Consider the following 24190-nt stretch of genomic DNA (forward strand, 5'->3'; position numbering starts at 1 on the left):
CAAGAAAGTAGCCCTCGTCGCCTGCATGAGGCGGCTGCTCACTATCATGAACTCAATTTTAAAACATCAAAGAGCTTGGCAATATGTATAAATTAACACAGTTGCTCTCCGTTGACAGAGAGGGGGAACTGATAGAGGGAAGGAAAAGTAGCAAGTAGCAAGTAACAAACCTCACCCCACGCCGAGATTCTTCGCTACGCTCAGAATGACAAAAGGGCAGCTAAAGACTGGCCCTTAATAGCCAGACGGAGTCCGTGAGCCGGGCGCCGTCAAAGCAGAAGCCTTCACCCTGGAAGAGTATCCCCAGTTCCTCGTAAAGCGCGGGGAACTCTTCGGCGAAGTCCGCCAGGATATCGGCTCTGCCAGCCTCCCGCAGGGCTTGCTTAATACGGTTCTCTGCGGCGGCGTTCTGAAACATAAGGTCGGCGATGACGACGCGCCCGCCGGGCTTGAGGTGTTTTTTCAGCAGGGGGACAGCCGCCGCCTTTTCCGGCGCGGTTAAATGATGCAGCGCGTAAGTGGAGACTATAAGGTCGAAGCGGGGCAGGGAGGGGGGTATTTTCAAGAAGTCGCCGGCCATGACCCTGACGGCGGGGTATTGGCGGCGGCAGATACGCCGCATTTCAGCCACCGGGTCGATACCGGTCACTTGCAGGCCGCGGGAGAGAAAGCGCGCCGCCAGGCTGCCGGTGCCGCAGCCGATATCCAGCAGGGAAGAATAGCTGTTTTCATCCAGCCCGCAGTAAGCGACGACCGTGTCCAGCACGCGGCCGTAGTCCTTGAATATCCAGTCGCCGGAGAGGTCGGCCCGGCTGACAGAGTCGTCGTAAGACGGCGCCCACTGAGCGAAGCCCCATTTATCCGCGGACATTCACACCTTCGCTAACGGGTCGGATTCCGGTTGCCGCCGCGTTGGACATATGATAACATAAAAATGTGGTTGACGCGCAATGCGCCATCAGCCGGAGGGGAGGTCCTTAATGCCCAAGATTTACCTAATAGACGTAACCAACCGTGACGGCGTGCAGACGGCCAAGCTGGGACTATCCAAGCTGGAAAAGACCATGATAAATATTTACCTGAACGACATGGGCATCTTCCAGTCCGAGTTCGGTTTTCCCACCACCAAGCATGAAATCAATTACCTGACCGCCAACCTGGAGCTGGCGGAGATAGGTTTTCTCCAGCCCCTGCGTTTGAGCGGCTGGATACGGGCCATCCCGGCCGACGTGGAAACGGCCATGAAAAACGTGCCCAAGCTGAAGCACCTGGCGCTTTCCATTTCCACCTCCGACCAGATGATTAACGGCAAGTTCCAGGGGCGGAAGACGAAGGCAGATGTCATCAACGACATGACCAGTGCCGCCGACGCCGCCCGCGCCTACGGAGTGGAGTCGTTCGGGGTGAACGCGGAAGACGCCTCGCGGACGGACATTAACTACCTTATCGAGTTCGGGCTGGCGGCCAAGGCGCACGGCGCCGCCCGGCTGCGCTACTGCGATACCCTGGGCTACGATAATCCCTTTTCCATCTACAACAACTGCCGCCAGCTGGCGGAAAAGGTGGGGCTGCCCATCGAGCTGCACTGCCATAACGACCTGGGCATGGCAGTGGCCAACTCCATCACCGGCGCCATCGGCGTGATAGACGGGGGGCAGGACGCCTACATCAACACCACGCTCAACGGCATCGGGGAGAGGGCGGGCAACGCCGACCTGGTGGCGGTTATGCTGGCGGCCACCAAGTCCAAAGACCTCTCCGCCAAGTACGAGCTGGGCGGCCCAATAAAACTGAACATGGCCTGGAAAATCTGCAAGTTCGCCAGCTATGCCTTCGACGTGCCCATCCCCATCAACCAGCCCGGCGTGGGCGCCAACGCTTTCTCCCACGAGTCCGGCATACACGCGGACGGCGTTTTAAAAGACCCGGAAAACTACGAGCTTTACAACTACGAAGACCTGGGCCGGGGCGACCCGGAGTTCGTGGAGACCGGGAGGGAAATAAGCACCGGGGAATACGGCGGCATCTCCGGCTTCAGCCACGTGATGAGCAAGCTGCCGGTATCCATCAAGTTCTCCGACCGGGGAAAAGCCAACGATATCCTGGAGCTGGTGCGCTACGCCAACGTGGAATCGCAGAAGCCGCTGGTGGAAGACCAGCTGATGTTCATCGCCAAGTACCCGGGCATCGCCAAGAAGCTGCTTACCCTGACACCGCTGGACTAAACCGACGAGATTTACAGGGAGGTCGGTGACAAGCCGGCCTCCTTTTATTTTAAGTAGAGTTAAGTAGAGGAGTCCGGGAATGGAAGACGAACTGCCGGAAATCACTTTCAAAGCCATCGGCACGGTGCGCAACGAGATAAAGACGCGGGAAAAGCGCGAGACGGCGGATATCGTCTCCGAAATAGTGCTCGACCCCGCCCTGACCGAGTCCCTGGACGACCTGGACGGTTTTTCCCACATCATCGTCTTTTTCTATTTTCACCAGTCCCGCCGTCCTTCCCCGATGAAAGTCCACCCCAGGTACCGCAAGCTGCCCGGGCCGGTGGGCGTGTTCGCCAGCCGCTCCCCGGATCGCCCCAATCCGCTGGGCAAGACCACCGTGGCCCTGCTGGAGCGCCGCGCCAACGTGCTGAAAGTGAAGGGGCTGGACGCCATGGACGGCACGCCGGTTATCGATATCAAGCCGTACATGCCGGGGCTGGACGCGGCGGATGACGCCAGGATGCCGGCATGGATGACAAATACCGAGGGGGCCGAGATGGACGGCAAAGCATCCGGGGAAAAGACTTTTACCCGCATGATGCACGTGGGGGTGGTGGTGCGGGATATGGCCAAGACGATAGAACGCCTGGCCGAACTGGGAATAGGCCCGTTCACGCCCAGGGTTTTCGACCCGGACGCCCGGGAGACTTACCGCGGCCAGCCTTTCATACCGAGCCAGAGGGTGGCCGCCCAGATTACGCAAATCGGCAATATCGAGCTGGAGCTGATACAGCCGATAGACGGCCAGTCCCCTCACCGGGAATTCCTCGATGCCAAAGGCGAGGGAATCCAGCATTTGGGGTTTATCGTGGAGGACCTGGAAAAAGAAACAGCGCGCCTGAAAGCACAGGGCGCGGAAATATTACTGGCCGCCCGGTTCAAGGGGGGCGGCGGGGTAACGTACCTGGACCTGGAGGCGGCGGGGCTGATAGTGGAGCTGGTGCAGCCCGGCCACGGCTAGAACGATGGCAGCACCGAGTGAAAGTCGGCCAAACATCCTCAGGGAAATATACCGCCGGCTATACGCCCGCTACGGGCCGCAGCACTGGTGGCCGGCGCAAACGCCCTTCGAGGTCATGGCGGGGGCGGTTTTAACCCAGAGCGCCGCCTGGAGCAACGTGGAAAAGGCCATCAAGAACCTGGAAGGCGCGGGAAAGCTGGCCGCGGCGGCCCTGCGGCAGATACCGGAAAAAGAGCTGGCCGGGCTGATTTACTCCTGCGGCTACTATAACACCAAGGCGCGCAAGCTCAAAGCCCTGGCGGGGTGGCTGGGGGAACAGTGCGGCGACGACTTGGACAGGCTTTTCACGGAAGACACCGCCAGCCTGCGTCACAAGCTGCTGGGGGTGTACGGCGTCGGCGAAGAGACGTCCGACGCCATTTTACTGTACGCCGGCAACAAGCCCGTTTTCGTCATCGATGCCTATACGCGCCGCATCGTCGAACGTCTGGGGCTGGCGCCGGAGCGCCGGAGCTACGCGGACTACCAGAGCCTTTTCATGTCCCGCCTGCCCGTTGACTCCAGACTTTTTAACGAGTACCACGCCCTGCTGGTGCGCCTGGGCAAGGAAGTGTGCCGCAAACAGCCCCGGTGCGCGGACTGCTGCCTTAATCCCGGCGGAAAAACCCAAAGCGGCCGGTTACCCTGCGCCGGATTAGCCAAACCATAAAAAATCCGTAAATAATTTTCTAAAAAATCCGGCGGATTTAGCCTCGAATATCTTCAAAACAGCCAATGATTTCCGCGCCAAACTGTAATAAATTATTTACATAACGGAGAGCGTTTTTTATGGCTTAGTTTACCGCTTTATCGTAGCCACGGTGTTTGCTTACGTAGTGCTTTCCGCCGGGCTGTTCTCCTCACAGAAAGCCAAGGAAGCCGTTAACGCCGGGCTGGACGCCAACCACCTGATTCCTTCCGTGAACTGGACATTGACCAAGCTGACGACGATTAACGGCGACGACCTGCTCGACCCCAACGAGCTGTTTGAAATTACGGTGGATATGGCGAGCACCGGCAACGTGACCATAAGTCCGTACCAGAGTTTCGCCCTGGAAATAAAGCCGCCCAACGGCCCGGTGAACCACGTGGAGAGGGCCGTGCCCGGCCGGGTGAGCCAGTACGTGAACCTGCGGTGAGGAATAATATGATGAGGGGTGGGGGTAACGCGTAAAAAGAAATACCGGGCTAAAAAATGAAATTTGAGGCAGGGAGTGATGCCAAAAGCGTCACTCTTTGTTTTTGGCGGCCCAAAGCTCCCGCATGATGCGGCGCTTGTTGTCCAGCGGCAGCGGCAGATTGTGCTCAAAGAGGTCGATGGCTTCCCGGGGTACGCCGGCCATATCCGCCAGCTGCTGACGGGTGAGGTGCTGGGCCATGCGCAGTTTCCGGGCCTGGTAGCCGGGCAAAGATGCCCGCGTTAAAGATGTTGTTGCTGTCATAGAGTATCTCCTACCTTAAAAATACAGCCTCAAAGGCGGGACTGCCAGCATGTCCACACCCTTGCAGGTTAAGGGATAACACCCAAATACCGTACGCGGCATTACTTGCAAACATGGCGGATAGTTTGTTAAGCTTGGTGACGGAATAAAGTTCAGGCAGGTATAAAGCGTGACCCCGGACTTAACGGTCCAGTTAGCCCCGAAAAACAAAAAAGGCTTGCTCCTGGCCAACCCCGTCATGACGGCTTCCGGTACCTTCGGGTACGGGACGGAATACAGCCGGATGCTGGATATCCAGAGGCTGGGCGCCATCGTCTGCAAAGGCACCACCTTAAAGCCGCGGGAGGGTAACCCGCAGCCGCGCCTGGTGGAGACCGCCTGCGGCGTAATCAACTCCATCGGGCTGCAAAACATCGGGGTGGGGGCGCTCATCAGAGAGAAAGCGCCGATATGGGCGGGCTGGCGGGTGCCGGTAATCGTTAACATCGCCGGGGACACGGTAGAGGAGTACGGGGAACTGGCTCAAGCGCTGGACGGCGTGGCGGGCGTCAGCGGCATCGAGGTAAATATAAGCTGTCCCAACGTTAAAGCGGGGGGGGCGGCATTCGGGGCGGATGCGCCCACCGCCGCCGCAGTGACCAGGGCGGTCAGAAAAGCGACCAGTTTGCCGGTGATGGTCAAGCTCACGCCCAATGCGGGGGACATCGCCGGGGTGGCGCGGGCGGTCGAGGAGGCCGGGGCGGACGCTTTATCCCTGATCAACAGCGTCAGGGGCATGGCCATAGATATCAAAACAAGGCGGCCCGTCATCGCGAATATTACCGGCGGGCTTTCCGGACCGGCTATCAAGCCGATAGCGCTGGCGTTAGTGTATGAGGTGGCCGGGGCGGTAAAGGTGCCGGTGGCGGGGTGCGGGGGCATCGCCACCGCCGCGGACGCGCTGGAGTTTATCATGGCGGGGGCGGGCGCGGTGCAGGTGGGGAGCGCCACTTACGCCAATCCCCGCGCCGCGCTGGAGATAATCGAGGGCATAATGGCTTTCATGGAAAAAGAGGGGATTAAAACCATTGGGGAGATAGTGGGGGCGGGGAGAAGAAATCCTAAGCTCTAAACACTAAACTCTAAACGTTCCGGATTTAGTATTTAGAGCTTAGAGCTTTCTCCATTGAGCATATTCCCAAGTTAAGATATAATTAGTGAAGGTTTGCCCGTTTCCCGCATACGGAGGGGTCGCATAGTGGTCTAGTGCGGGCGCCTGCTAAGTGCTTACACGGGGTAACTCGTGTCGAGGGTTCGAATCCCTCCCCCTCCGCCAGCCTACGCTAAAGCTACGGCTGGCAAGCCAGCCCTTTAAAAAGCTACGGCTGGTAAACCAGCACAGATAGTATTAGTGCTTGAAGTACTCCGAAGTGATATACTGTTCCTTTAGAAATGTGGTATGTGTATATCCTAAAGAGTATAGCTGATAAAGGATATTATATAGGTTCTACAAATGATATAGAACGGAGATTGCATCAGCATAATTCCGGAGACGTTGTATCTACAAAAAATCGTACACCGTTTAGTTTGGAAGCATTTATTGCGGTAAAGGAAAAATCTAGGGCTATTGAACTGGAACAATATTTGAAAACAGGTTCAGGAAGGGCTTTATTAAAGAAAAGAATCCTTTAGCCGCCGTAGCTCGCAAGAGCGCAGGAGGCCTCCCCCCTCCGCCAGCCTGCGCTAAAGCTACGGCTGGCAAGCCAGCCCTTTAAAAAGCTACGGCTGGTAAACCAGCACCGCCAAAACTTCAGTTAGTAAACCGGCCCCCTTAAGATGAAATGAACAGCCAGATTGATGCTTATATTGATAAGCAGCCGTCTCCCCAGCAAGAAATCTGCCGGGCTTTGCGGGGGCTTATTTTCAAGACCTTCCCCGGCGTTATGGAAGAAATGAAGTGGGGCGTGCCCGCCTTTGCCGGGGGCAAGTTTTACATCGTGGGGCTGAAGGACCACGTCAACCTGGGGTTTTCTCTTGAAGGTCTGACGAAAGAGGATGAAAAGCTCTTCGACGGGGGCGGCAAAACGATGAAGCACATCGAGGTCATGTCCACGGACGGCATCGATGAAAGCAGAATCGTGGAATTGTTGAAACTGGTGGACAAAAGGGCTAAAGTATAAAGAAATTCAGGCAGGATTGAAACCTAAAAAAGCATGAAAACACCATATTACGAAGTGCCGCGCTTCAAACTTTACCTGGACGATTGCCTCAAGGTACTTGCAGAAATTCCGGAAAACTCTATAGACATGGTTTTCGCCGATCCTCCTTATTTTCTTTCTAATGGAACATTTACTTGTCAAAATGGCAAGAGAGTAAGCGTTAAAAAGGGCGAATGGGATTTGGGTAACGGATTAAAAGACACTTTCAATTTCCATATTGATTGGATAAAAGCATGTAAAAGAGTTTTAAAGCCTAACGGGACTATCTGGATAAGCGGCACATATCATTCTATTTACCAGTGTGGATTTGCTTTAGAAATTAACCAATTTCATATTCTTAATGATATTTCGTGGTTCAAACCCAATGCCTCACCCAATCTAAGTTGCCGCTATTTTACCGCCAGTCATGAAACCCTTATATGGGCAATTAAAGATAATAAATATAAGCATACCTTTAATTATGACCTGATGAAAAACGGCATGTGGAAAGAAGATTTTATTAAAAAGAATGGCAATCAAATGAGGTCGGTTTGGGCAATCAATACACCTAAAAAAGAAGAAAAGAAATACGGAAAACATCCCACGCAGAAACCGGCCGATTTACTAAAACGCGTCATATTGGCGAGTACTAATAGCGGAAATTTGGTGTTGGATCCATTTGCGGGAAGCTCGACCACCGGTCTGGTAGCTTATTATTATGGTAGAGATTTCATTGGTATTGATAATTCAAAAGAGTATCTAGACCTCTCAATTAAAAGGTTTGAGGATATGAAAGAAAAAACGGGGAATAGACTAGCATTTTCAATATGAAAGATTTGCTGATTAGAAAGATAAATCAATCCAAATGGTGGCATGTTCCTCCGAGAGATCCTAATGCTTATAAAAAGCGTGGGAAATTCTTGGCCTCAACATATTTACAGGCTGAGTTTTACGGGAAACCAAATATAGAACCTGAGAATGTACACATTAATAATCCAGTATTTGGTTTATCAGAAAGTGAAATTATTCAAAAATTGTTTGGCAGTAATGGACAGAAATATCTTGACGAACTCTTAAAAACCGGTGCAGATTTTTATAGGAAAAGATGCGAGCTTGATAGAAAAATGTATGTTAAAGCAAAATCTTTGGGGTTTGATGCTATTGTATTATTGACCAAAACGGGTGAAAATGCATTACAAAAAGGACGCAAACCTAACTCAATAGAACTAAATCTGGTAATATAATTAGCATGAAAAACATTAATTTCTATAAAAATGCTTTAAACTGTAATAGTAGCGATGAGGTTTTTAGCTATTTAGTAAATAATTTAAAACCGAGTGTATTATTATGGCCTTACTTTGTTAACTGGGAAAAAGTATTAAGAAATACAAGAAATATTGAGATATCTCTCAATAAGCTGAATTACCTAATTGGCAAAGAAAATTTTGATGATGAATTCAGGTATTTATTCATACATGAACCAGAATTAGTTAAAATCATACCTTTTCTAGTTGTAAGGGATGGTAAAAATACCTCCAGATTCAAAGTCCTTGTTGATTATACGCAAAAAAGATTGGTTTACGAGGACTATGATTTCAGCAAATCAAAACCAGATAGTACTGATATTGAGAAGTATTTATTCTTTGTTAAAGAAACAGGATTAAAAGAATTAATCGTTTCACAGAAAATTAAAAACCTCGTTGATTACATGATTGGAGTTGAAGCTGGACTTGATAGTAATGGAAGAAAAAACCGTAATGGTCACAGCATGGAAAAGGTTGTGGAATATTTTATTCAGGATTTGTGTACGAGATATGGTTTTAAATACTTGAAGGAAGCTGATTCAAGTAAAATTAAAAAAGAACTCGGATATAGCGTGCCAATAGATAAGTCTTCGAGAAGGTATGATTTTGTTGTGTCCAGTGGAGAAGAGCTAGTATTATTTGAAACGAATTATTACAGCGGAAGCGGATCTAAATTAAAATCAACTGCTGGCGAATATCGTAATCTATTTGACGTATTACAAGGAAAATATCGCTTTGTTTGGATTACAGATGGTTTCGGATGGGCATCAACTACGAGACCACTAAGAGAGACATTTGATCATATTGAATATATTTTCAACCTTAATATGCTGGAAAAAGGTATTCTGGATTTTATCCTGCCATCCAATAACACCAAGGCATTGAAGTAAATGCCTACCTACCATATCTGGACCATAGGCTGCCAGATGAACAAGGCAGAGAGCGAACGGCTGGCGGCGCGCTTTACGGAGCTGGGATACGGGGTGGCCAAAAGCATTAACGAGGCCGACCTTATAATCCTGAACAGCTGCGTAGTGCGCCAGAGCGCCGAAAACAGGGTGATTAACAAGCTGCACGACCTGAAGCACCTGAAAAAAGAGCGGCCGGGCGTGACGCTGGCGCTGACCGGCTGCATCGTGGAGTCGGACACTGACAGGTTGCATAAAAAATTCCCGTTTATCGACCACTTTTTCAAAGCGGGGGAAAACCCGCCGTGGCTGGAAAAACCTCTTACTCAACCCTTACCCCTGATCCCTTCTCCCTCTGTTTACGTGACCATCAGCCAGGGGTGCGATAACTTCTGCGCCTACTGCATCGTGCCTTTCCGGCGCGGGCGGGAGCGGAGCCGGCCTTTAGAGGAGATAATTTGTGAGGTCAAAGAGCTGGCGCGGCGGGGGGCTAAAGAGGTAGTCCTGCTGGGGCAGAACGTGGACTCCTACGGGCGCGATTTGCCGGGCAAGCCGGACCTGGCCGATTTGCTGGCGCGGCTCAACGAAACCGAAGGGCTGGCGCGGCTGCGCTTTCTGACCAACCACCCCAAGGACATGAGCCAGAAGCTTATCGAGACGATAGCGGGGCTGGACAAGGTCTGCGAGCAGATGAACCTGCCGGTGCAGGCGGGGAGCGATGAAATCCTCAAGGCCATGAAGCGCGGCTATACCGCGGCGCAGTACCGGCGGCTCGTTGAAAGCATCCGGGAGCACATTCCCGGCGCGGCCATCAGCACGGATATAATCGTGGGATTTCCGGGGGAAACGGAAAGCCAGTTCCGGCAGACGCTGGACTTGCTCAATACGCTAAAGTTTGCTACAGTTCATGTAGCGGCTTATTCGCCGCGGGAGGGCACGGCCGCCGCCCGGGACTACGCGGACGACGTCCCGCCGGACGAGAAAAAAGACAGGTTAAGCAGGGTGGAGGCGCTACAGGAGAGGGTGCAGTCGGACATCAACGCCGGACTGCTGGGCGAGACCCTGGAAATACTCGTCGAGGGCAGGAACAAAGGCAAATGGTACGGCCGCACCCGCACGGACAAGCTGGTATTTTTCAGCGGCGGCGGGGAATACGCCGGGCGGCTGGTAAAGATAAAGATAGACAAGACCAGCGCCTGGTCGTTACAGGGCAAGATAGCGGCGGACGGGGAAAATTAGAAGTAGACAGTAAACAGCAGCCACCCCTTTACCCGCCAACGGAAAACCGTGAACTGTTAACTGTTAACTCAATCAGGAGGGACCATGAATAAGGTGTTAAAAATCGGACTCATAGCAGGGCTGCTCCTTTCAGTCCTGGTGCTTTTCAGCGGCTGTTACGCTTCTACCAGCACTACCTCAGCGGACGGCGAACCGGTGGAGACCAGCTGGTTCTCCCAGTACGGAATGCTCCTTTTCCTGGTGGTAATCTTCGCGCTTTTCTACTTCGTGATGATACGCCCGCAGCGAAAACGCCAGAAGGAACACCAGCAAATGATGGAAGGGCTGCAAAAGGGCGACAGAGTAGTCACGGCCGGCGGCATTTACGGCACCATCGATAGCCTCAGTGATGATTCCGTCGTGATTAAAGTGGAAGGCGGCACCACCATGAGGGTGGCGCGGGGCAGCGTGGCGGTGCGGCGGGACGAAACGAGTATGAGTATGAGGAAATAAGCCCGACTCCGGCCGACCGTAATCGATAAAGAAGATCTCGCTCCTGGAAAACAGGTTTGTTTCGCGATTAAAGCGGAGGAGATATGGAATAGTCCGGAAAACGCGCCATACCGGTGAAAACCGGGATGGTTGATTGTTACGCGGAAAATGAATCTCTAAAATACTTCTTCCTTCAGAACGGCAGAAAGCACTAAATCAAAATGGACACACAGCTCAATCAATATATATCCGACGCGCAGCTGGATGCCATCATCGGCGCCGCCCTGGACGAGGACATATCCCAGGGAGACGTCACCAGCGAGGCGCTGATCCCGCCGGAGCTGGCCGGCAGGGCGGAAGTGACGGTCAAGGAACAGGGCGTCCTGGCCGGCATCGGGGTGGCGGCGCGGGTATTCCGGCGCATCGACCCCTTGATAAAGATTGAAATAATGATAGAGGACGGCACGCCGGTCAAGCCGGGGGACATCGCCGCGAGCATCGCGGGCAGCGTGGCCTCCATACTTAAAGCGGAGCGCACCGCCCTCAATTTTTTACAGCGTTTGAGCGGCATCGCCTCCCAGACAGCGCGGTACGCGGCGGAAATCCAGGGCTTTAGCGCCGGCATCTACGATACGCGCAAGACCACCCCCGGCCTGCGCCTGCTGGAAAAATACGCGGTGCGGATGGGCGGTGGGCACAATCACCGCCACCACCTGGCCGACGCCGTCCTGATAAAAGACAACCACATAGCGGCGCTGCGGGCCATGGGGCTGGGGCTAAAGGAAATTATAGATAAAGCCCGGCAGAACGCACCCGCCGGCATTACCGTGGAGATAGAAGTGACGACACCCAGGGAGGCGGCGGAGGCGATGAAAGCCGGGGCGGACATCATCATGCTGGACAACATGAGCATCAACGATATGAAGCAGGTGGTGAACATGGCGGCGGGGAGGGTCAAGCTGGAAGCCTCCGGAGGCATCACGCTGGAAAACGTCCGCCAGGCAGCCATGGCGGGGGTGGACATTATCTCTATCGGGGCTTTGACGCACTCTTACAAAGCCCTGGACATCAGCCTGGAAATGGCGACGCAGACTCTATCGCTGCTTTAGCGCCGGCCGGGCGGCACAGCCCGTGCGTCTCCAGCAAAGCCCTGTCATGCAGTATCTTTTCCACCGTGTCATCGGCGGCTATTTTGCCCCCGTCCAGGATAACCACGCGGCGGCAGAGGGCGGCCACCAGCTCCAGGTCATGGGTGGCGATGATGCGCGTCACCGGCAGCGCCAGCAGCATATCTATCAGCTGCCACTTGCCGGCGGGGTCGAGATTGCTGGTAGGCTCATCCAGGACCATGACTTCCGGGCTCATGGACAGCACCGTGGCGATGGCGATGCGCTTGCGCTCGCCCAGGCTCAGGTGGTGGGAGGAGCGGTTTTCAAAGCCGGACATGCCCACTTTAGCCAGCGCCGCCGCCACCGCCCGGCGGACTTCCGCCTCGGTATAATCCAGGTTCAGCGGGCCGAAGGCCACATCATCGAAAACGGTGGCGGAAAAAAGCTGGTCATCCGGGTCCTGGAACACCAGCCCGATGCGCCGCCTGACCTCTTTCAGGTTTTTATCCGTAATATTTTCCCCGAATACCTTGACGCCTTCCCGGCCGCGCAGGATGCCGTTGAGGTGAAGGAGCAGGGTGGACTTGCCGGCGCCGTTGGGGCCGATGATGGCCAGCGCCTCGCCGCGGCTCACGGACAGGTTGATGCCGCTCAGCGCCCGCCGCCCGTCCGGGTAAGCATAAGCCAGGTCTTTCAGCCCGATTATTTCTTCCATTTTAAATCCAGTGCCAATAGTTATAGATTAAAATAAAAGCCAGTACGAGCGCCAGCCCCGCGCCGAAAAGCAGGTCAGCCGATTGAAAGCTCAAGCGGCGCAGCGTACGCGTCCGGCCGTCATAGCCGCGCGCCGCCATGGCGGTATAGACCCGCTCCCCGCGCTCGTAGCTGCGGATGAAAAGCGTACCGGCCATGCTGCCCACCGTTTTAATGCGAAAAAGTCGGCTCCCTCCCACGGCCCGGCTGTCCCGCGCCTGCTTCATGCGCAGCACCTCGTCCGTCAGGATAAAGATGTAGCGGTACATGAAAGAAAGCGTCATCACCATCACCCGTGGCAGGCGCAGCTGCTCCAGCCCGCGGAGGAGGCGGGACATCGGCGTCGTCGCCATCAGCAAAATCAGGCTAAGGATAGACAGCCACGCCTTGGCCGCCACCGCCCCCAAGAGCTGAAGCCCCTGGTGCGATACGGTGAGGCGCCACGACCCGATATAGAAGCCGGCGAAAGTGTCCCCTCCTTTGAAGAAGGGGATAAAAACGGCGATAACCAGAACGAAGGGGATAATCGTCAGCGAGCGCTTCAGGATATAGAGCACCGGCACGCGGGAAAGCAATACCAGGACGGCGATGAGCACGAAATAGGCCGCGTACACCAGCCACCGCCCCGGCTCCGTGAGCGCCAGCGCCAAAATCAGCAGGAAGGCGGCGATGAACTTGGTGCGGGGGTCCAGCCGGTGCATCAAGCTAGCGCCGTCACTGTACCGGTCCAGGAAGCTGTGTTTCATGTTTTATTGCCCGGCGCTGCCGGTCCGCCGGCGTTTAATCAGCCAGGAAACGCCGTAAGCCACCCCGAACACCACCAGGGTGCCGAGCAGACCCGCCAGGATGGTGGCCAGCTTCTCGTTATGGACGCCGGGAAAAACGTAGTCCGCAATCACCTGGTAGGGCGCGGCGCTGGCTTTCTCGATAAAGCCGTGGTTTTCCGCTACTTTTTCCAGTCCGTCCGGCGAGGACGAAGCCAGCGGCGAAAGCACCGCCAGCAGCAGGCTGGCAATCAAGGCCCAGTGCCACCATTTCATATCTCGCTCCTTTTAACGGCTTTCAGCGGCTGCCATAAATCCGCCCGGGTGGCCAGCACCACACTGAGCGCCGCGGTAGTTATCAGTCCCTCCCCGAGGCCGATGAGGGCGTGAACACCGGTCATGGCCGGCAGCACGACGCCCCACGGCGAAACGCCGGAGACGCCCAGCTCAATGGCGCAGGCGAGGGCCGCCAGCAGCACCGAAGCCCAGGCCCCGACGAACCCGCCGATAAGCCGGCCTTTGCGGCTGTCACCCAGCACCAGAGCGGTGAGTTTGTAAATATAGTAGCCGCAGAAGGGAGCGACGATGCCCATGTTCAGGATGTTGACGCCCAATGCCAGCAGCCCGCCGTCCTGGAAAATGAGGCACTGGGCGATAAGCACGCAGCTCATTATCAGCACGGCAGCCCACGGCCCCAGCAGGATGGCCGCCAGCGTGGCCCCGATGAGATGCCCCGAAGTGCCCCCGGCGATAGGGAAGTTGAGCATCTGGGCGGCGAAGATAAAAGCCGCCAGCACGCCCATCAGCGGGACCTGTTTTTCCTTGAGATTTTTATTGGCTTCTTTCACGGCGTAGCCGATGCCGCCCGCCGATACCGCGTAGCCGGTAGCCACGGTAGCCACGTTAAGAAAGCCGTCCGGTATGTGCATGAATCCTCTCCTTTCCCAAGCGCAACATTGAGATGCAGATGCAACCAGTTGCAATTAAAAGATAAAAAAATATATTACAGACTGTTTTCCTCAACCGTAAAATACCCGTGTTTCCACATAGTTACAAGCGGATGCAACTGCAATTATTTGTAATAATAGCCTAAACGGGCGGCGGTGTCAATAGAATTAGGGGGGAAGAGGGAAGAGGGAAATTACCTCTCCTCCTAACCTCCTCTCCGTCGACAGAGAGGAGGAACCGAAGGGGGAAGGTACGAACTAATCCTACGACGGTTTATCGCGGCTATCAAGCATCAGCGTGACAGGGCCGTCATTATGGATTTCCACCTGCATGTGCTGCTGGAAACGCCCGGTGACCACTTTCAGGCCGCTGGCGCGGCACAGCTCCACGGTATAGTTGAAAAGCGTTTCCGCCGGTTGGGGAGGAGCGGCATCCGTAAAGTCCGGGCGGCGTCCCCGGCGGGCGTCCGCCAGCAGGGTGAACTGGCTTACCAGCAGGAGGTCGGCCTTAACGTCCAGGGCGGAGAGGTTGAACTTGTCCCGGTCATCCGTGAAAATACGCAGGTTGACTATTTTCCGCACCAGGTACTGCGCGTCTTTTTCCGTATCTCCGGCGGCCACCCCCAGCAGCACCACCAGCCCCGGGCCTATCCTCCCCACCACCTCCTCCCCCACGCTGACGGAGGCCCGGCTGACGCGCTGGAGCAGCGCTTTCACGCGGCGCTCTTCCTGGAGTCCGGTTTATCTTTGGCGGGCTCCGCCTTGGGTTTAGCGGGTTCCGGGGGGTTCTTGCTGGTGGAGGCATCGCTCCCGGTACGGTGGTCGGTCACATAGAAGCCGCTGCCTTTAAAAATTATCGGCGAGGGGAGGAAAACGCGCCGGGACTTCTTGCTGCACTTGGGACAGTCCGCTTGCGGCTTGTCATGAAAACCCTGCCTCAGATCAAAGCGGTGGCCGCAATGATTACATTCGTACTCGTAAATCGGCATAAAAAAATCACCTCGGATAAATACAACCTCTACATAATATTTTACATGAGCGGCAGGGCGCAGGCAAGCTGGAGAGGCCGGGGTGGGAGAGTATTGTCCGTTTAGGGCGTAATCTGCTATACTGGATTTGCGCCCCCATCGTCTAGTGGCCTAGGACAGCGGCCTTTCAAGCCGTCAACATGGATTCGAATTCCGTTGGGGGCACTTTTTTTACCTGTTCTCTGGGAAGCAACATAAAAGGCGACCAGCCAAATCACCCCCGCTTATTAACGTGGCGATAGCCCCGCCGGATAAAGAGAACGGGGATACATGAAAAAAGCAGTCAACCGCGAGCGAGTCTCCGTTATCGCCATCGTCAGCCTGGCGGTAATGGCGATGAGCGTGCTCCAGCCTATCCTTTCTCCCGGCTGTTCCGCTCACCGCGCCTTTTGTTGCATTGTACGGGCAAATAGCATAGAATTTGCCTTATAAAACGCAGGAAGGAGAACTTTCGTGGCCGATAAGAAATATAGCAAGAACGTTAATAAACTGAAGTTTCAGAAGGGGCGGGGTGGCGCCAACGCCAAAGAGCTGGTCTTTGTGGGGGGCGAGGAGCTGGGCGGGTTCAACCTCAATTTCATCGTGGGGGTTTACGACCAGGTAGGCGATTGGGCGCCGGACATGGGAGCGCATATCCACCCTTTCGACGAGTGTCTTTTATTCTTCGGGTACGATGATAACGACCTGGGCTATCTGGGGTCGGACATGTCTTTAGCCCTGGGCAAAGAATACGAAGTACACAAGTTCAACGTGCCCACCGTGGCGGCGGCGCCGGCCAACCTGGCGCACTGCCCACTGGTTACCGAGAAAGTCTATAAGCCCTTCGGGCATTTTCACCTGGCCCTCAACTCCAAGTACTCCGGGACGGGGGTGAAACAGGAAGGCACTACCAACGGCCGCAAGTACACACACTATTTCAAGACGATGCCGGTAAAGAAGGGGCCGGGCGGGGCCAACGCCAAGCAGACGATGACCATGACGGGGGCGGAGCTGGAAGGGCTGCCCATCAACTTTACCATGGGCCTCTACAACCAGGCGGGGGAGTGGTACCCGGGGCGGGGCTCCTGTTTCCATTCCTATGATTCCTGCCTGATATTCTTCGGGCACAAGACGGAAGACCTGAGCTACCTGGGAGCGGAGATAAGCATCGAGCTGGGACAGGAACGCGAAAAATACACCTTCGACGTGCCCACGGTAATATCACTGCCCAAGGGGATGCCGCACTTCCCCATCGTCTGCAACCGGGTGGACAAGCCCTATTCCGTAATGCAGGTGGGGCTCAGCGCCAAGCCCGATATCGCCTGGGTAAAATAGGCTTTTTACGCAGGTTCCGCGAGGAATATTCTTAGCTCGAACAGCGCCATGTAGGCCAGCCGTCCGGCGGCCTGGGCAAGCCGGAGGGAATAGCTGCGCACCCGCGGCTGCCCGGTCTTGCGCCCGGCGATGGCGATGAATATTTTAGCCATCGGGATATCATCGACCGTTTCCGCGTAGCCCTCGATGGCCAGGCCGATGCCGGCGCTCAGCTTTTCCCGGGCCAAAGACGCCATGGCGGCGGCGATATTCCCCGTGCCGCCGGCGCCCCATACCAGCCCGAGCGCCAGCTTGGCCTCGTCCGAGGCGGCGTAAATGCCGCCCCGGAAATACCGGCCGTTATCCGGGGCGCGGGAAAGCACCTGTATCAGCGAGCCGCCGGTGAAGGACTCGGACACGGCCAGCGTCTGTCCCTTATCGACCAGCATTCGCCCCACCACCCCCTCTAAAGATTCCTCATCAACGCCCCACACGTATTCCCCCACGATGTCCCTGACCGCCGTCTCATGGCGGGATATCATATTTTTAGCTTCCTCCAGGGTGGACGCCTTGGCGGTAATGCGCAGGTGGATGCCGTCCGGCCTGGCGTAAAGGGCAAGGGTGGGGTTGGCGGATTTCAGCGGCGCCGCCAGCTGCTCATCGGCGGTGCCTTCCGGCAAACCGTAGATTTTGAGCGTGTGAGAGAGGATGATAGCGCCCGAACGACTCTGCAAGGCCGGGGCGATATGGTTTTGCCACATGGGCTGGAGCTCTCCGGGTGGGCCGGGCAGGGCGATGATTACCCGCCCGTCCTTTTCCGCCCACCAGCCGGGGGCGGTGCCGCGGGCATTGGGGACGGCCTGGGCCGAGGGAATCAGCGACGCCTGCTTGAAGTTGTTGGCGGACATGTGGATGCCGCGCTCCGAGAAAAACTTTTCCAGCGTTATTTTCAGAGCGGGGTCGACCTCCATCTTTTCGCCGAGGAGGCCGGCTATCGTCTCCCGGGTGATATCGCCTTGAGTAGGGCCCAGCCCGCCCGACGTTAAAATAAGGTCGGACCGCTGCCAGGCCAGCTTCAAGGCGCCGGAGAGGCGCTCGAAGTTATCGCCGACGGACGACGTATAAAAAAGGTCGATGCCCAGCGCCGCCAGCTCCCGGGCCAGGAAAGAGGTGTTGGTGTCCGCCACCTCCCCGAGCAGCAGCTCCGTGCCGGTGGTAATGATTTCTGCTTTCATATTTTGCCTCGATTAAAACAGGGTGGGATTTACTGAAATTGTACCTTTAACGATTGGGCGGGCGCAACAACGAACGTTCAGGGTGAGCGGATACGGGAGTTTTGAAAAATGCCGCTCATGGTGAACGGGGCATTACTTGTAGCGTCACCCCTTTTGTCATTCCCGCGCAGGCGGGAATCCAGCAGTGAAAGACAACTAATCACTGGTTTTCAAAGTGGATTCTGACTTTCGTCAGAATGACAATCGTGTTAAGACGGTGAGATTGTTTATCACTATCGGCTGCCAAGGCCTTGTACGGTGGGCAGGGCATTCCTGGCAATGACAGGCGCATTCGTCAATCCTGCGTTTTATTCTCTCCTTCCATTCTCCCCCCAACTTTTATATACTGTTAATTGAAACCAATGGCAAGGAGGAACGCCCATCAATATCTTTCAAAAAGTCCTGAAACGCACCCGCGAAACCTGGTTCGGGCGGGCGATGAGCCTGTTCGACCGCGGCGCCATCGGCAAAGAGGTCTGGGAAGAGCTGGAGGAGCTGCTGATATCAGCGGATGTGGGCGTCAGCACCACGGAAAAACTCATCGGAATCGTTAAAGAGCGCGCCGCCGCGGAAAAGCTGGACGGCAGCGGGGTGAGCGCCATTCTCAAAGAGGAAATGATAAAGATACTTAACGTGCCGCCCCGCCCCGCCGCGGCGGATATTGCCCCGCCTAAAGTCTACCTGGTGGTGGGGGTCAACGGCAGCGGCAAGACCACCACCATCGCCAAGCTGGCCTATCAACTGAAAAAAGAGGGCAAGGACGTGCTGCTGGCGGCGGCGGATACCTTCCGGGCGGCGGCTATCGACCAGCTCAAGAAACAGGGGGAGCGGGTGGGGGTGAACGTTATCGCCCACCAGCCGGGGGCCGACCCCGGGGCGGTGGTCTATGACGCCCTGCAAGCGGCCAAAAGCCGTCAGGCGGATGTCCTCATCATCGATACCGCGGGGAGGCTGCATACCAAGTTCAATCTCATGGAAGAGCTGAAAAAGGTCAGGCGGGTGGCCGCCAGGCTGGACGCCACCGCCCCGCACGAGGTGCTGCTGGTGCTGGACGCCACCACCGGCCAGAACGGCCTGACCCAGGCCCGCTACTTTACCGAGGCGGTGGGCGTGACCGGCATCTTCATCGCCAAGCTGGACGGGACCGCCAAGGGCGGCATCGTGCTGGCTATCTGTGACGACCTCAAAGTCCCCATCCGGGGCATCGGGGTGGGAGAGGGGCTGGAGGATATGGTAGAATTTAACGCCGCGGACTTCGTGGAAGCGCTGACAGCGTAGCAGCCGGGAGGCAGCATGATCGAGATAAGCATTAATCCCATCGCTTTTTCCATCGGGCCGATAGATGTGGGGTGGTACGGTATCATGGTCACCCTGGCGGTGATAACCATGGTCGTCTGGGCGCTGTTAAACGCGCGGAAAGACCCCAAAATTACCTATGACATGGTCATCAACGGCGCGCTGGTGGGCATACCTTCCGGGGCTATCTTCGCCCGCCTGCTGCACGTGATAGATAAATGGAGCTACTATTACCACAACCCCGGGGAGATAATCGGCGGGGACGGCCTGACGATATGGGGGGCGGTGCTGGGGGTGGCGCTCGGCCTGTGGATATTCAGTCGGTTCAACAAGCGTTCCTTCGCCTACCTGGCGGACATGCTGGCGCCCGGCATTATCCTGGCGCAGGCGGTGGGCAGGGTGGGCTGCACCATCCTGGGGGACGATACCGGCACCTTCACCTCGCTGCCTTGGGGGGTGGTCTATACCAACATGAACAGCCCGTCCTTCGGGCTGCCGCCCACGCACCCGGTAGTCACCTACGAGATAATCTACAACCTTATCGCCTTCGGGGTGCTGTTCCTGCTGCGCAAGAAGCTCAAGCCGGACGGCTCTTTGTTCATGGTGTATCTGGCGCTTTATTCCGCGTGGCGGCTGGGCGGCGACTTTATGCGCACCGGCAGTACTTTCCTCTTCGGCCTGCACCAGGCGCAGGTCATCAGCATCATCGTACTGCTGGTTACCGTGCCCATGCTTATCTGGAAGACGCGGTGGGTGAAAGACGGGGAGCACGAAGAGGCCGCGCCGGAGGAGAAGCCGGCAGCGTAGCAAGAACGTTATTCCCGCTCATCCTGAGCTTGTCGAAGGAGAAAACGGGAATCCGCTTATGGTGGCCAAACAATAAACGGTATTCGTGGGTGGATTCCAGCCCCCGATTGTCATACGGGGCACGGCTGCGCGGGAATTACAACTAGCCTTTGTGCCGGTTGATATGCGCCACCTGCCACGCGTTGCCCGTACGCACGCCGGCGACGGCGCAAACGCGGATGTCATCACCTTTGTATTCCACGGCGGAAATGCCGTAAAGAAAGTCGGCTATTTCCTGCGGCGCGGCGGCATCGCACTTGATTTCCGCCAGCCCCTTATCCGCTTTAAAAGCGCCGGGGTTTTCCATGTTGCCGTGGTAAGTTGCGACACCGCTTAACCTGCCCGCTTTGGCATTCACCCGCCAGGTAAAAGCCGGTCGGTCCGCTATCTTGATGCTGACGATGGAGACGGGTTGGCCGCCGGCGTTATTGGTAATTACGCCGGAGATGCGGGGGGTCTGGAGGCTGTCCGGCTCATAGTTGGCGCCGTCCATCAGCTTTTTCATATACCCCCTGGAGGGGGCGGACTTAACGTTGAAAAGGAGCTTGTAAGCTTCGTAAATCGCCTCGGTCTGGATACCGTTGCTCACGGCCAGCACCCCGCTGGCGTTGTCGTACTTAATGGCGGTATAGTGGCGCAGGGGGTCGTAAGCGGCGTCGCCGATAGGCCCCATGATAATGCCGTTGTCTCTGGGGGTAGCCTGGCGCTCGCGGCTGGCCGGGCTGCGCCCGGTCACGAGGTAGGCGAAAGCCGGATTGCCCTGCGGCGTTAAGCCCAGGAATAGCTGCCGGCCGGGGTAGGGTCCATTGGGGTTTTTCATCTTCTTCACTCCTGTTAAGCGCTCTTTTTAAAGTCGAGGATATTGAGCCTTAGTTTTTTCTGTCCGTTCCAGTTATCTATCTCCAGATTATAGACGATGTCTATGCGCGGGGCGAAGTCCGCCTGGTGGTTGGCCAGCCGGAAAGCCACCGCGTCCCAGGTGGCGCCGTTTTGCTTCAGCTTGAAGCGCAGGTGCTCGCCGCCGCTGCCCATAGTGCGCCTTTCCACCACCTCCACCCCCCGGCTCAGGAAAGAGGGCACCGGGTTGCCGCGCCCGAAGGGCGCCAGCTGCTGGGTAGTCGGGTAGGTGTCCCCGCCCAGGTCGCTCAGCCTGACCTCGGCGTCAATGTCCAGGTGGGGGCGCAGCTCCACGCCGGCCAGCTTTTCCGCGGCGAAGGCGGAAAGCTCCTGCTCCAGCTGCGGCAAGTCTTTGGTGGGCATGGAAAAGCCGGCGGCGGCGGCGTGGCCGCCGTAGCGGGAAAAATATTTACTGAATTTGTTCAGCGCGGCGATAATATCGAACTCCGGGATGCTGCGGCAGCTGGCGTGGCTGACCGTATCCGCGGTATGTATTACGATGGAGGGCCGGTAAAACTCCTCCGAAAGGCGGCTGGCCACCAGCCCGGCGATGCCCATGGGGTACTCTTTATCGGCGGTGATAAGGAGGGGCGGCAGGCCCAAAGCGATGACCTGCTCCCGCGCCCGGATAAGGGTGGAAGAAGTGAGACGCTGCCTTTCCTCGTTTTTACCACAGAGCCAGGCAGAAAGCTCCCGGGCTTCCTGTTCCGACTCCGTCATCAGCAGGTTATAGCCGGTAAGCCCGTCCGCCAGCCGCCCGGCGGCGTTAAGGCAGGGGGCGATGACCCAGGCGACGCGGTCGGCGTCCAGGTTGCCGCTTTCCAGTCGGGTCTGGCTGATAAGCTCGCGGATGCCGGGGCGGGGAGAGGCGTTCATGTTTTTAATGCCCTCCCGGATAAGGAAGCGGTTTTCCCCCAGCGGCGGGGACATGTCCGCGATAGTGCCGATAGCCACCAGGTCCAGGACGCTGTTGGCTTGCTCCTCCTTGCCCAGGCTGCGGAAAAGCCCCTGGAGCACCTTGAAAGCCACGCCCACCCCCGCCAGGTCGCCGTAAGGGTAGAGGGCAGGCGGCAGCTTGGGATTGACCACGGCCACCGCGGCCGGGATTTCCTCCAGGGGGCTGTGGTGGTCGGTAATGATAACGTCCAGCCCGGCTTTCATGGCCTTTTTTACTTCCGGCACGTCCGTCACGCCGCAGTCCACGGAGATGACCAGGCTTACGCCCTGCTCGCGGAGCTTTTTCAAGACGGGCGTGGAAAGGCCGTGCCCCTCCGTTTGGCGGTGGGGAATATAGGGGACGGTCTTGCCGCCCAATAGCGCCAGCCCCAGGGCGAGCACGGCGGTGGCGGTAATGCCGTCCGCGTCAAAATCGCCGTAAATGCAGATAGTCTCGCCGGAAAGCAGGGCGCGGTTGATTCGGATAATCGCCTGTTCCATGCCGGACAGCAGAAAGGGGTCGCCCATCAGGGAGCGGTCGCTGGCCAGAAAAGCCGTGATGTCCTCCGGCCGGGTAACGCCGCGGTTGTAGAGGAGCTGCACCAGCAGAGGGGAATAGCCGGAAGCGCCGGTCTTTTCCGGGGGAAAAGGCGCCGGGGGCAGGAGGTTCCAGCGACTATGGCTCAAGATTAAGCCTCAATATATCTCCGCAGTATCAGCACCGAATTGTGCCCGCCGAAGCCGAAAGAGCTGGTCAGGGCGGTATCCACCTTGGCCGGGCGGGCGACGTTAGGCACGTAATCGAGGTCGCAGTCCGGGTCCGGGTTATCGTAGTTAATGGTGGGCGGGATGATATTGTTCAGGATGGTCATAACGCAGATAGCCGGCTCGATGGCGCCGGCGCAGCCGATAAGGTGCCCGGTCATGGACTTGGTGGAGCTGACGGGGACTTTATAGGCGTAATCGCCGAAGACGGTCTTGATAGCCTTGGTCTCCATGGCGTCGTTAAGCTGGGTAGAAGTGCCGTGGGCGTTGATATAGTCGATTTCCTCCGGCTTGATATTGCCGCGTTTCAGCGCCAGCTGCATGGCCCTGGCGGCGCCCTCGCCGGTCTCCAGGGGCTGGGTGACATGGAACGAGTCCGCCGTAGCGCCGTAGCCCACTATTTCCGCCAGGATTCTGGCGTTGCGTTTCAGGGCGTGCTCCAGGCTTTCCAGGATAAGGACGACCGCGCCCTCCGCGATAACAAAGCCGTCACGGTCTTTTTCAAAGGGACGGGAGGCTTTCTGGGGGGCGTCATTACGCGTGGAAAGCGCCTTTAACTGGCTGAAGGCGGTCATGCCCAGCGGGTTGATAATGGCTTCCGCCCCGCCGGCAATCATCACGCTGGCGTTGCCGAATTTAATGTATTCCGCCGCCGAACCTATAGCGTCCGAGCCGCTGGAGCAGGCGGAGGTCATGCACATGTTGGGGCCCTTGACGCCCAGGGCGATGGATATCTGGGCGGCGGCGATATCGGAAATCATCATCGGCGCCAGGAAGGGGCTGACCCGGTCCGGGCCTTTTTCCACCAGTATCCTAGCCTGCTCGAAAAGCGTGGTCAGGCCGCCGATGCCGCTGCCGATAAACACGCCGATGTCTTCCCGGTTGGAGTCGGTTATGGTGAGGTTAGCGTCCTTGACGGCCTGGTAACCGGCCGCCACCGCCAGCTGGGCGAAGCGGTCCATGCGGCGGGCGTCCTTGCGGTTGATGTAGGTCACGGGGTCGAACCCCTTGACCTCCCCGGCGAACTTGACCTCCATGCCGGAGGCGTCGAATAAAGTAATATCAGCGATGCCGGACTTGCCGGCGATAAGGCTCTGCCAGGTGGCGGGCATATCCAGTCCGAGCGGCGTGAAAGCCCCGATGCCGGTAACCACCACCCTGTTGATTTGATTTAAAATAGGATTTGCCTCCTCTTTCCGGTTGGGAATAAAGCGGAATTGAATGCCGTATGCGCCTTATTTTATACATATTTTACGCCTGTTTTCAAGTTGCGGATATTAGGAGAAAAGGTAAGTACCCCTCCCCTTATCCCATCCGCTGGATTCCGTGTCAGGCACGGAATGACAAATCTCTAATTTCGGGGAGATTGTTTCATCGTACCGATTTTATAATGACTCCGCGCAATGACAACTTTTGCTGCTTCCTTTTTGACCCTGCCTGAAGGTAAACGCTATAATTCCAATATCATCCCATG

Annotated in this window: 28 protein-coding genes and 2 tRNA genes; 18 read left to right on the top strand and 12 right to left on the bottom strand. The window is 56.6% G+C overall.

Annotated elements, in window-relative coordinates:
- Positions 1-220: 220 nt before the first annotated feature.
- Complete coding sequence (locus WC370_07400; protein ID MFA5309291.1) at positions 221-871, bottom strand: class I SAM-dependent methyltransferase; 651 nt, start codon at positions 869-871, stop codon at positions 221-223.
- 109 nt (positions 872-980) lie between these two features.
- On the opposite strand from WC370_07400, the gene WC370_07405 reads away from it, so the two are divergent.
- From WC370_07405 to WC370_07420, 4 genes are all read left to right on the top strand, one after another.
- On the top strand, positions 981-2225 hold the full coding sequence (locus WC370_07405) for a homocitrate synthase (protein MFA5309292.1): 1245 nt from the start codon (positions 981-983) through the stop codon (positions 2223-2225).
- Between the two features lie 79 nt (positions 2226-2304).
- Positions 2305-3228 (top strand): tRNA (N6-threonylcarbamoyladenosine(37)-N6)-methyltransferase TrmO, encoded by a 924-nt coding sequence (gene tsaA / locus WC370_07410; protein ID MFA5309293.1) that lies wholly within the window; start codon positions 2305-2307, stop codon positions 3226-3228.
- Positions 3229-3232: 4 nt separating this feature from the next.
- Positions 3233-3937: an endonuclease gene (locus WC370_07415; GenBank protein MFA5309294.1), complete on the top strand. Its 705-nt coding sequence runs from the start codon at positions 3233-3235 to the stop codon at positions 3935-3937.
- A gap of 151 nt (positions 3938-4088) precedes the next feature.
- Positions 4089-4406, top strand: coding sequence for a hypothetical protein (locus tag WC370_07420; GenBank protein MFA5309295.1), 318 nt, complete (start codon positions 4089-4091; stop codon positions 4404-4406).
- A gap of 90 nt (positions 4407-4496) precedes the next feature.
- Here WC370_07420 and WC370_07425 read toward each other — a convergent pair whose 3' ends face one another.
- Positions 4497-4709 carry a hypothetical protein gene (locus WC370_07425; GenBank protein ID MFA5309296.1) on the bottom strand — a complete coding sequence of 71 codons (213 nt, stop codon included), beginning with the start codon at positions 4707-4709 and terminating at the stop codon, positions 4497-4499.
- Between the two features lie 169 nt (positions 4710-4878).
- Here WC370_07425 and WC370_07430 point away from each other — a divergent pair, with 169 nt between their 5' ends.
- The 9 genes from WC370_07430 to nadC all read left to right on the top strand — a co-directional run bounded on the left by WC370_07430 (position 4879) and on the right by nadC (position 11917).
- Complete coding sequence (locus tag WC370_07430) at positions 4879-5820, top strand: dihydroorotate dehydrogenase (protein MFA5309297.1); 942 nt, start codon at positions 4879-4881, stop codon at positions 5818-5820.
- Between the two features lie 112 nt (positions 5821-5932).
- Positions 5933-6024: transfer RNA gene (locus tag WC370_07435), tRNA-Ser, on the top strand.
- A gap of 505 nt (positions 6025-6529) precedes the next feature.
- On the top strand, positions 6530-6868 hold the full coding sequence (locus tag WC370_07440; GenBank protein MFA5309298.1) for a DUF1801 domain-containing protein: 339 nt from the start codon (positions 6530-6532) through the stop codon (positions 6866-6868).
- A 33-nt stretch (positions 6869-6901) separates the two neighbouring features.
- Positions 6902-7717, top strand: a complete 816-nt coding sequence (locus tag WC370_07445; protein ID MFA5309299.1) for a site-specific DNA-methyltransferase — start codon at positions 6902-6904, stop codon at positions 7715-7717.
- Positions 7714-8130, top strand: a complete 417-nt coding sequence (locus WC370_07450) for a hypothetical protein (GenBank protein ID MFA5309300.1) — start codon at positions 7714-7716, stop codon at positions 8128-8130. The genes WC370_07445 and WC370_07450 overlap by 4 nt, the downstream gene beginning before the upstream one ends.
- A 5-nt stretch (positions 8131-8135) precedes the next feature.
- Positions 8136-9080 carry a type II restriction endonuclease gene (locus WC370_07455; GenBank protein ID MFA5309301.1) on the top strand — a complete coding sequence of 315 codons (945 nt, stop codon included), beginning with the start codon at positions 8136-8138 and terminating at the stop codon, positions 9078-9080.
- Positions 9081-10337, top strand: a complete 1257-nt coding sequence (locus WC370_07460) for a MiaB/RimO family radical SAM methylthiotransferase (protein MFA5309302.1) — start codon at positions 9081-9083, stop codon at positions 10335-10337. It begins immediately after the preceding gene.
- Positions 10338-10421: 84 nt separating this feature from the next.
- The gene (yajC, locus tag WC370_07465; GenBank protein ID MFA5309303.1) at positions 10422-10829 is read left to right on the top strand and encodes a preprotein translocase subunit YajC; all 408 of its coding nucleotides are present in this window, start codon (positions 10422-10424) and stop codon (positions 10827-10829) included.
- Between the two features lie 200 nt (positions 10830-11029).
- Positions 11030-11917 carry a carboxylating nicotinate-nucleotide diphosphorylase gene (nadC, locus tag WC370_07470; GenBank protein ID MFA5309304.1) on the top strand — a complete coding sequence of 296 codons (888 nt, stop codon included), beginning with the start codon at positions 11030-11032 and terminating at the stop codon, positions 11915-11917.
- On the opposite strand, the gene WC370_07475 is transcribed toward nadC, so the two are convergent.
- From WC370_07475 to WC370_07500, 6 genes are all read right to left on the bottom strand, one after another.
- A complete protein-coding gene (locus tag WC370_07475; protein MFA5309305.1) occupies positions 11877-12632 on the bottom strand; it encodes an ABC transporter ATP-binding protein in 756 nt (251 codons plus the stop codon). The two genes, nadC and WC370_07475, sit on opposite strands and share 41 nt — an antisense overlap.
- Before the next feature lies 1 nt (position 12633).
- Positions 12634-13416 (bottom strand): cobalt ECF transporter T component CbiQ, encoded by a 783-nt coding sequence (cbiQ, locus tag WC370_07480; GenBank protein MFA5309306.1) that lies wholly within the window; start codon positions 13414-13416, stop codon positions 12634-12636.
- 3 nt (positions 13417-13419) lie between these two features.
- Complete coding sequence (locus tag WC370_07485; protein MFA5309307.1) at positions 13420-13710, bottom strand: PDGLE domain-containing protein; 291 nt, start codon at positions 13708-13710, stop codon at positions 13420-13422.
- Positions 13707-14363, bottom strand: a complete 657-nt coding sequence (locus tag WC370_07490; protein ID MFA5309308.1) for an energy-coupling factor ABC transporter permease — start codon at positions 14361-14363, stop codon at positions 13707-13709. The genes WC370_07485 and WC370_07490 overlap by 4 nt, the downstream gene beginning before the upstream one ends.
- 282 nt (positions 14364-14645) lie before the next feature.
- Positions 14646-15098: a D-aminoacyl-tRNA deacylase gene (gene dtd, locus WC370_07495; protein MFA5309309.1), complete on the bottom strand. Its 453-nt coding sequence runs from the start codon at positions 15096-15098 to the stop codon at positions 14646-14648.
- On the bottom strand, positions 15095-15370 hold the full coding sequence (locus WC370_07500) for an FmdB family zinc ribbon protein (GenBank protein MFA5309310.1): 276 nt from the start codon (positions 15368-15370) through the stop codon (positions 15095-15097). Before WC370_07500 ends, dtd begins: the two co-directional genes overlap by 4 nt.
- 131 nt (positions 15371-15501) lie before the next feature.
- On the opposite strand from WC370_07500, the gene WC370_07505 reads away from it, so the two are divergent.
- The 3 genes from WC370_07505 (at position 15502) to WC370_07515 (ending at position 16723) form a co-directional block, all read left to right on the top strand.
- Positions 15502-15574: transfer RNA gene (locus WC370_07505), tRNA-Glu, on the top strand.
- Positions 15575-15679: 105 nt separating this feature from the next.
- The gene (locus tag WC370_07510; protein MFA5309311.1) at positions 15680-15841 is read left to right on the top strand and encodes a hypothetical protein; all 162 of its coding nucleotides are present in this window, start codon (positions 15680-15682) and stop codon (positions 15839-15841) included.
- Between the two features lie 21 nt (positions 15842-15862).
- Positions 15863-16723 carry a hypothetical protein gene (locus tag WC370_07515; protein ID MFA5309312.1) on the top strand — a complete coding sequence of 287 codons (861 nt, stop codon included), beginning with the start codon at positions 15863-15865 and terminating at the stop codon, positions 16721-16723.
- Between the two features lie 5 nt (positions 16724-16728).
- Here WC370_07515 and WC370_07520 read toward each other — a convergent pair whose 3' ends face one another.
- Positions 16729-17937 (bottom strand): CinA family nicotinamide mononucleotide deamidase-related protein, encoded by a 1209-nt coding sequence (locus tag WC370_07520; GenBank protein MFA5309313.1) that lies wholly within the window; start codon positions 17935-17937, stop codon positions 16729-16731.
- 477 nt (positions 17938-18414) lie between these two features.
- On the opposite strand from WC370_07520, the gene ftsY reads away from it, so the two are divergent.
- Together ftsY and lgt are read left to right on the top strand one after the other, a co-directional pair.
- Positions 18415-19254, top strand: coding sequence for a signal recognition particle-docking protein FtsY (ftsY, locus tag WC370_07525; GenBank protein MFA5309314.1), 840 nt, complete (start codon positions 18415-18417; stop codon positions 19252-19254).
- Positions 19255-19269: 15 nt separating this feature from the next.
- The gene (gene lgt, locus WC370_07530) at positions 19270-20079 is read left to right on the top strand and encodes a prolipoprotein diacylglyceryl transferase (protein ID MFA5309315.1); all 810 of its coding nucleotides are present in this window, start codon (positions 19270-19272) and stop codon (positions 20077-20079) included.
- 142 nt (positions 20080-20221) lie between these two features.
- Here the strand turns inward: lgt and WC370_07535 are convergent, their stop codons facing one another.
- The 3 genes from WC370_07535 to fabF are packed head-to-tail and all read right to left on the bottom strand — an operon-like array spanning position 20222 to position 23870.
- On the bottom strand, positions 20222-20938 hold the full coding sequence (locus tag WC370_07535) for an IMP cyclohydrolase (GenBank protein ID MFA5309316.1): 717 nt from the start codon (positions 20936-20938) through the stop codon (positions 20222-20224).
- A 14-nt stretch (positions 20939-20952) separates the two neighbouring features.
- A complete protein-coding gene (gene recJ, locus WC370_07540; protein ID MFA5309317.1) occupies positions 20953-22638 on the bottom strand; it encodes a single-stranded-DNA-specific exonuclease RecJ in 1686 nt (561 codons plus the stop codon).
- 2 nt (positions 22639-22640) lie between these two features.
- The gene (fabF, locus tag WC370_07545; GenBank protein MFA5309318.1) at positions 22641-23870 is read right to left on the bottom strand and encodes a beta-ketoacyl-ACP synthase II; all 1230 of its coding nucleotides are present in this window, start codon (positions 23868-23870) and stop codon (positions 22641-22643) included.
- Positions 23871-24190 lie beyond the last annotated feature (320 nt).

It is taken from the genome of Dehalococcoidales bacterium (assembly GCA_041652735.1).
Taxonomy (GTDB): Bacteria; Chloroflexota; Dehalococcoidia; order Dehalococcoidales; family RBG-16-60-22; genus RBG-13-51-18.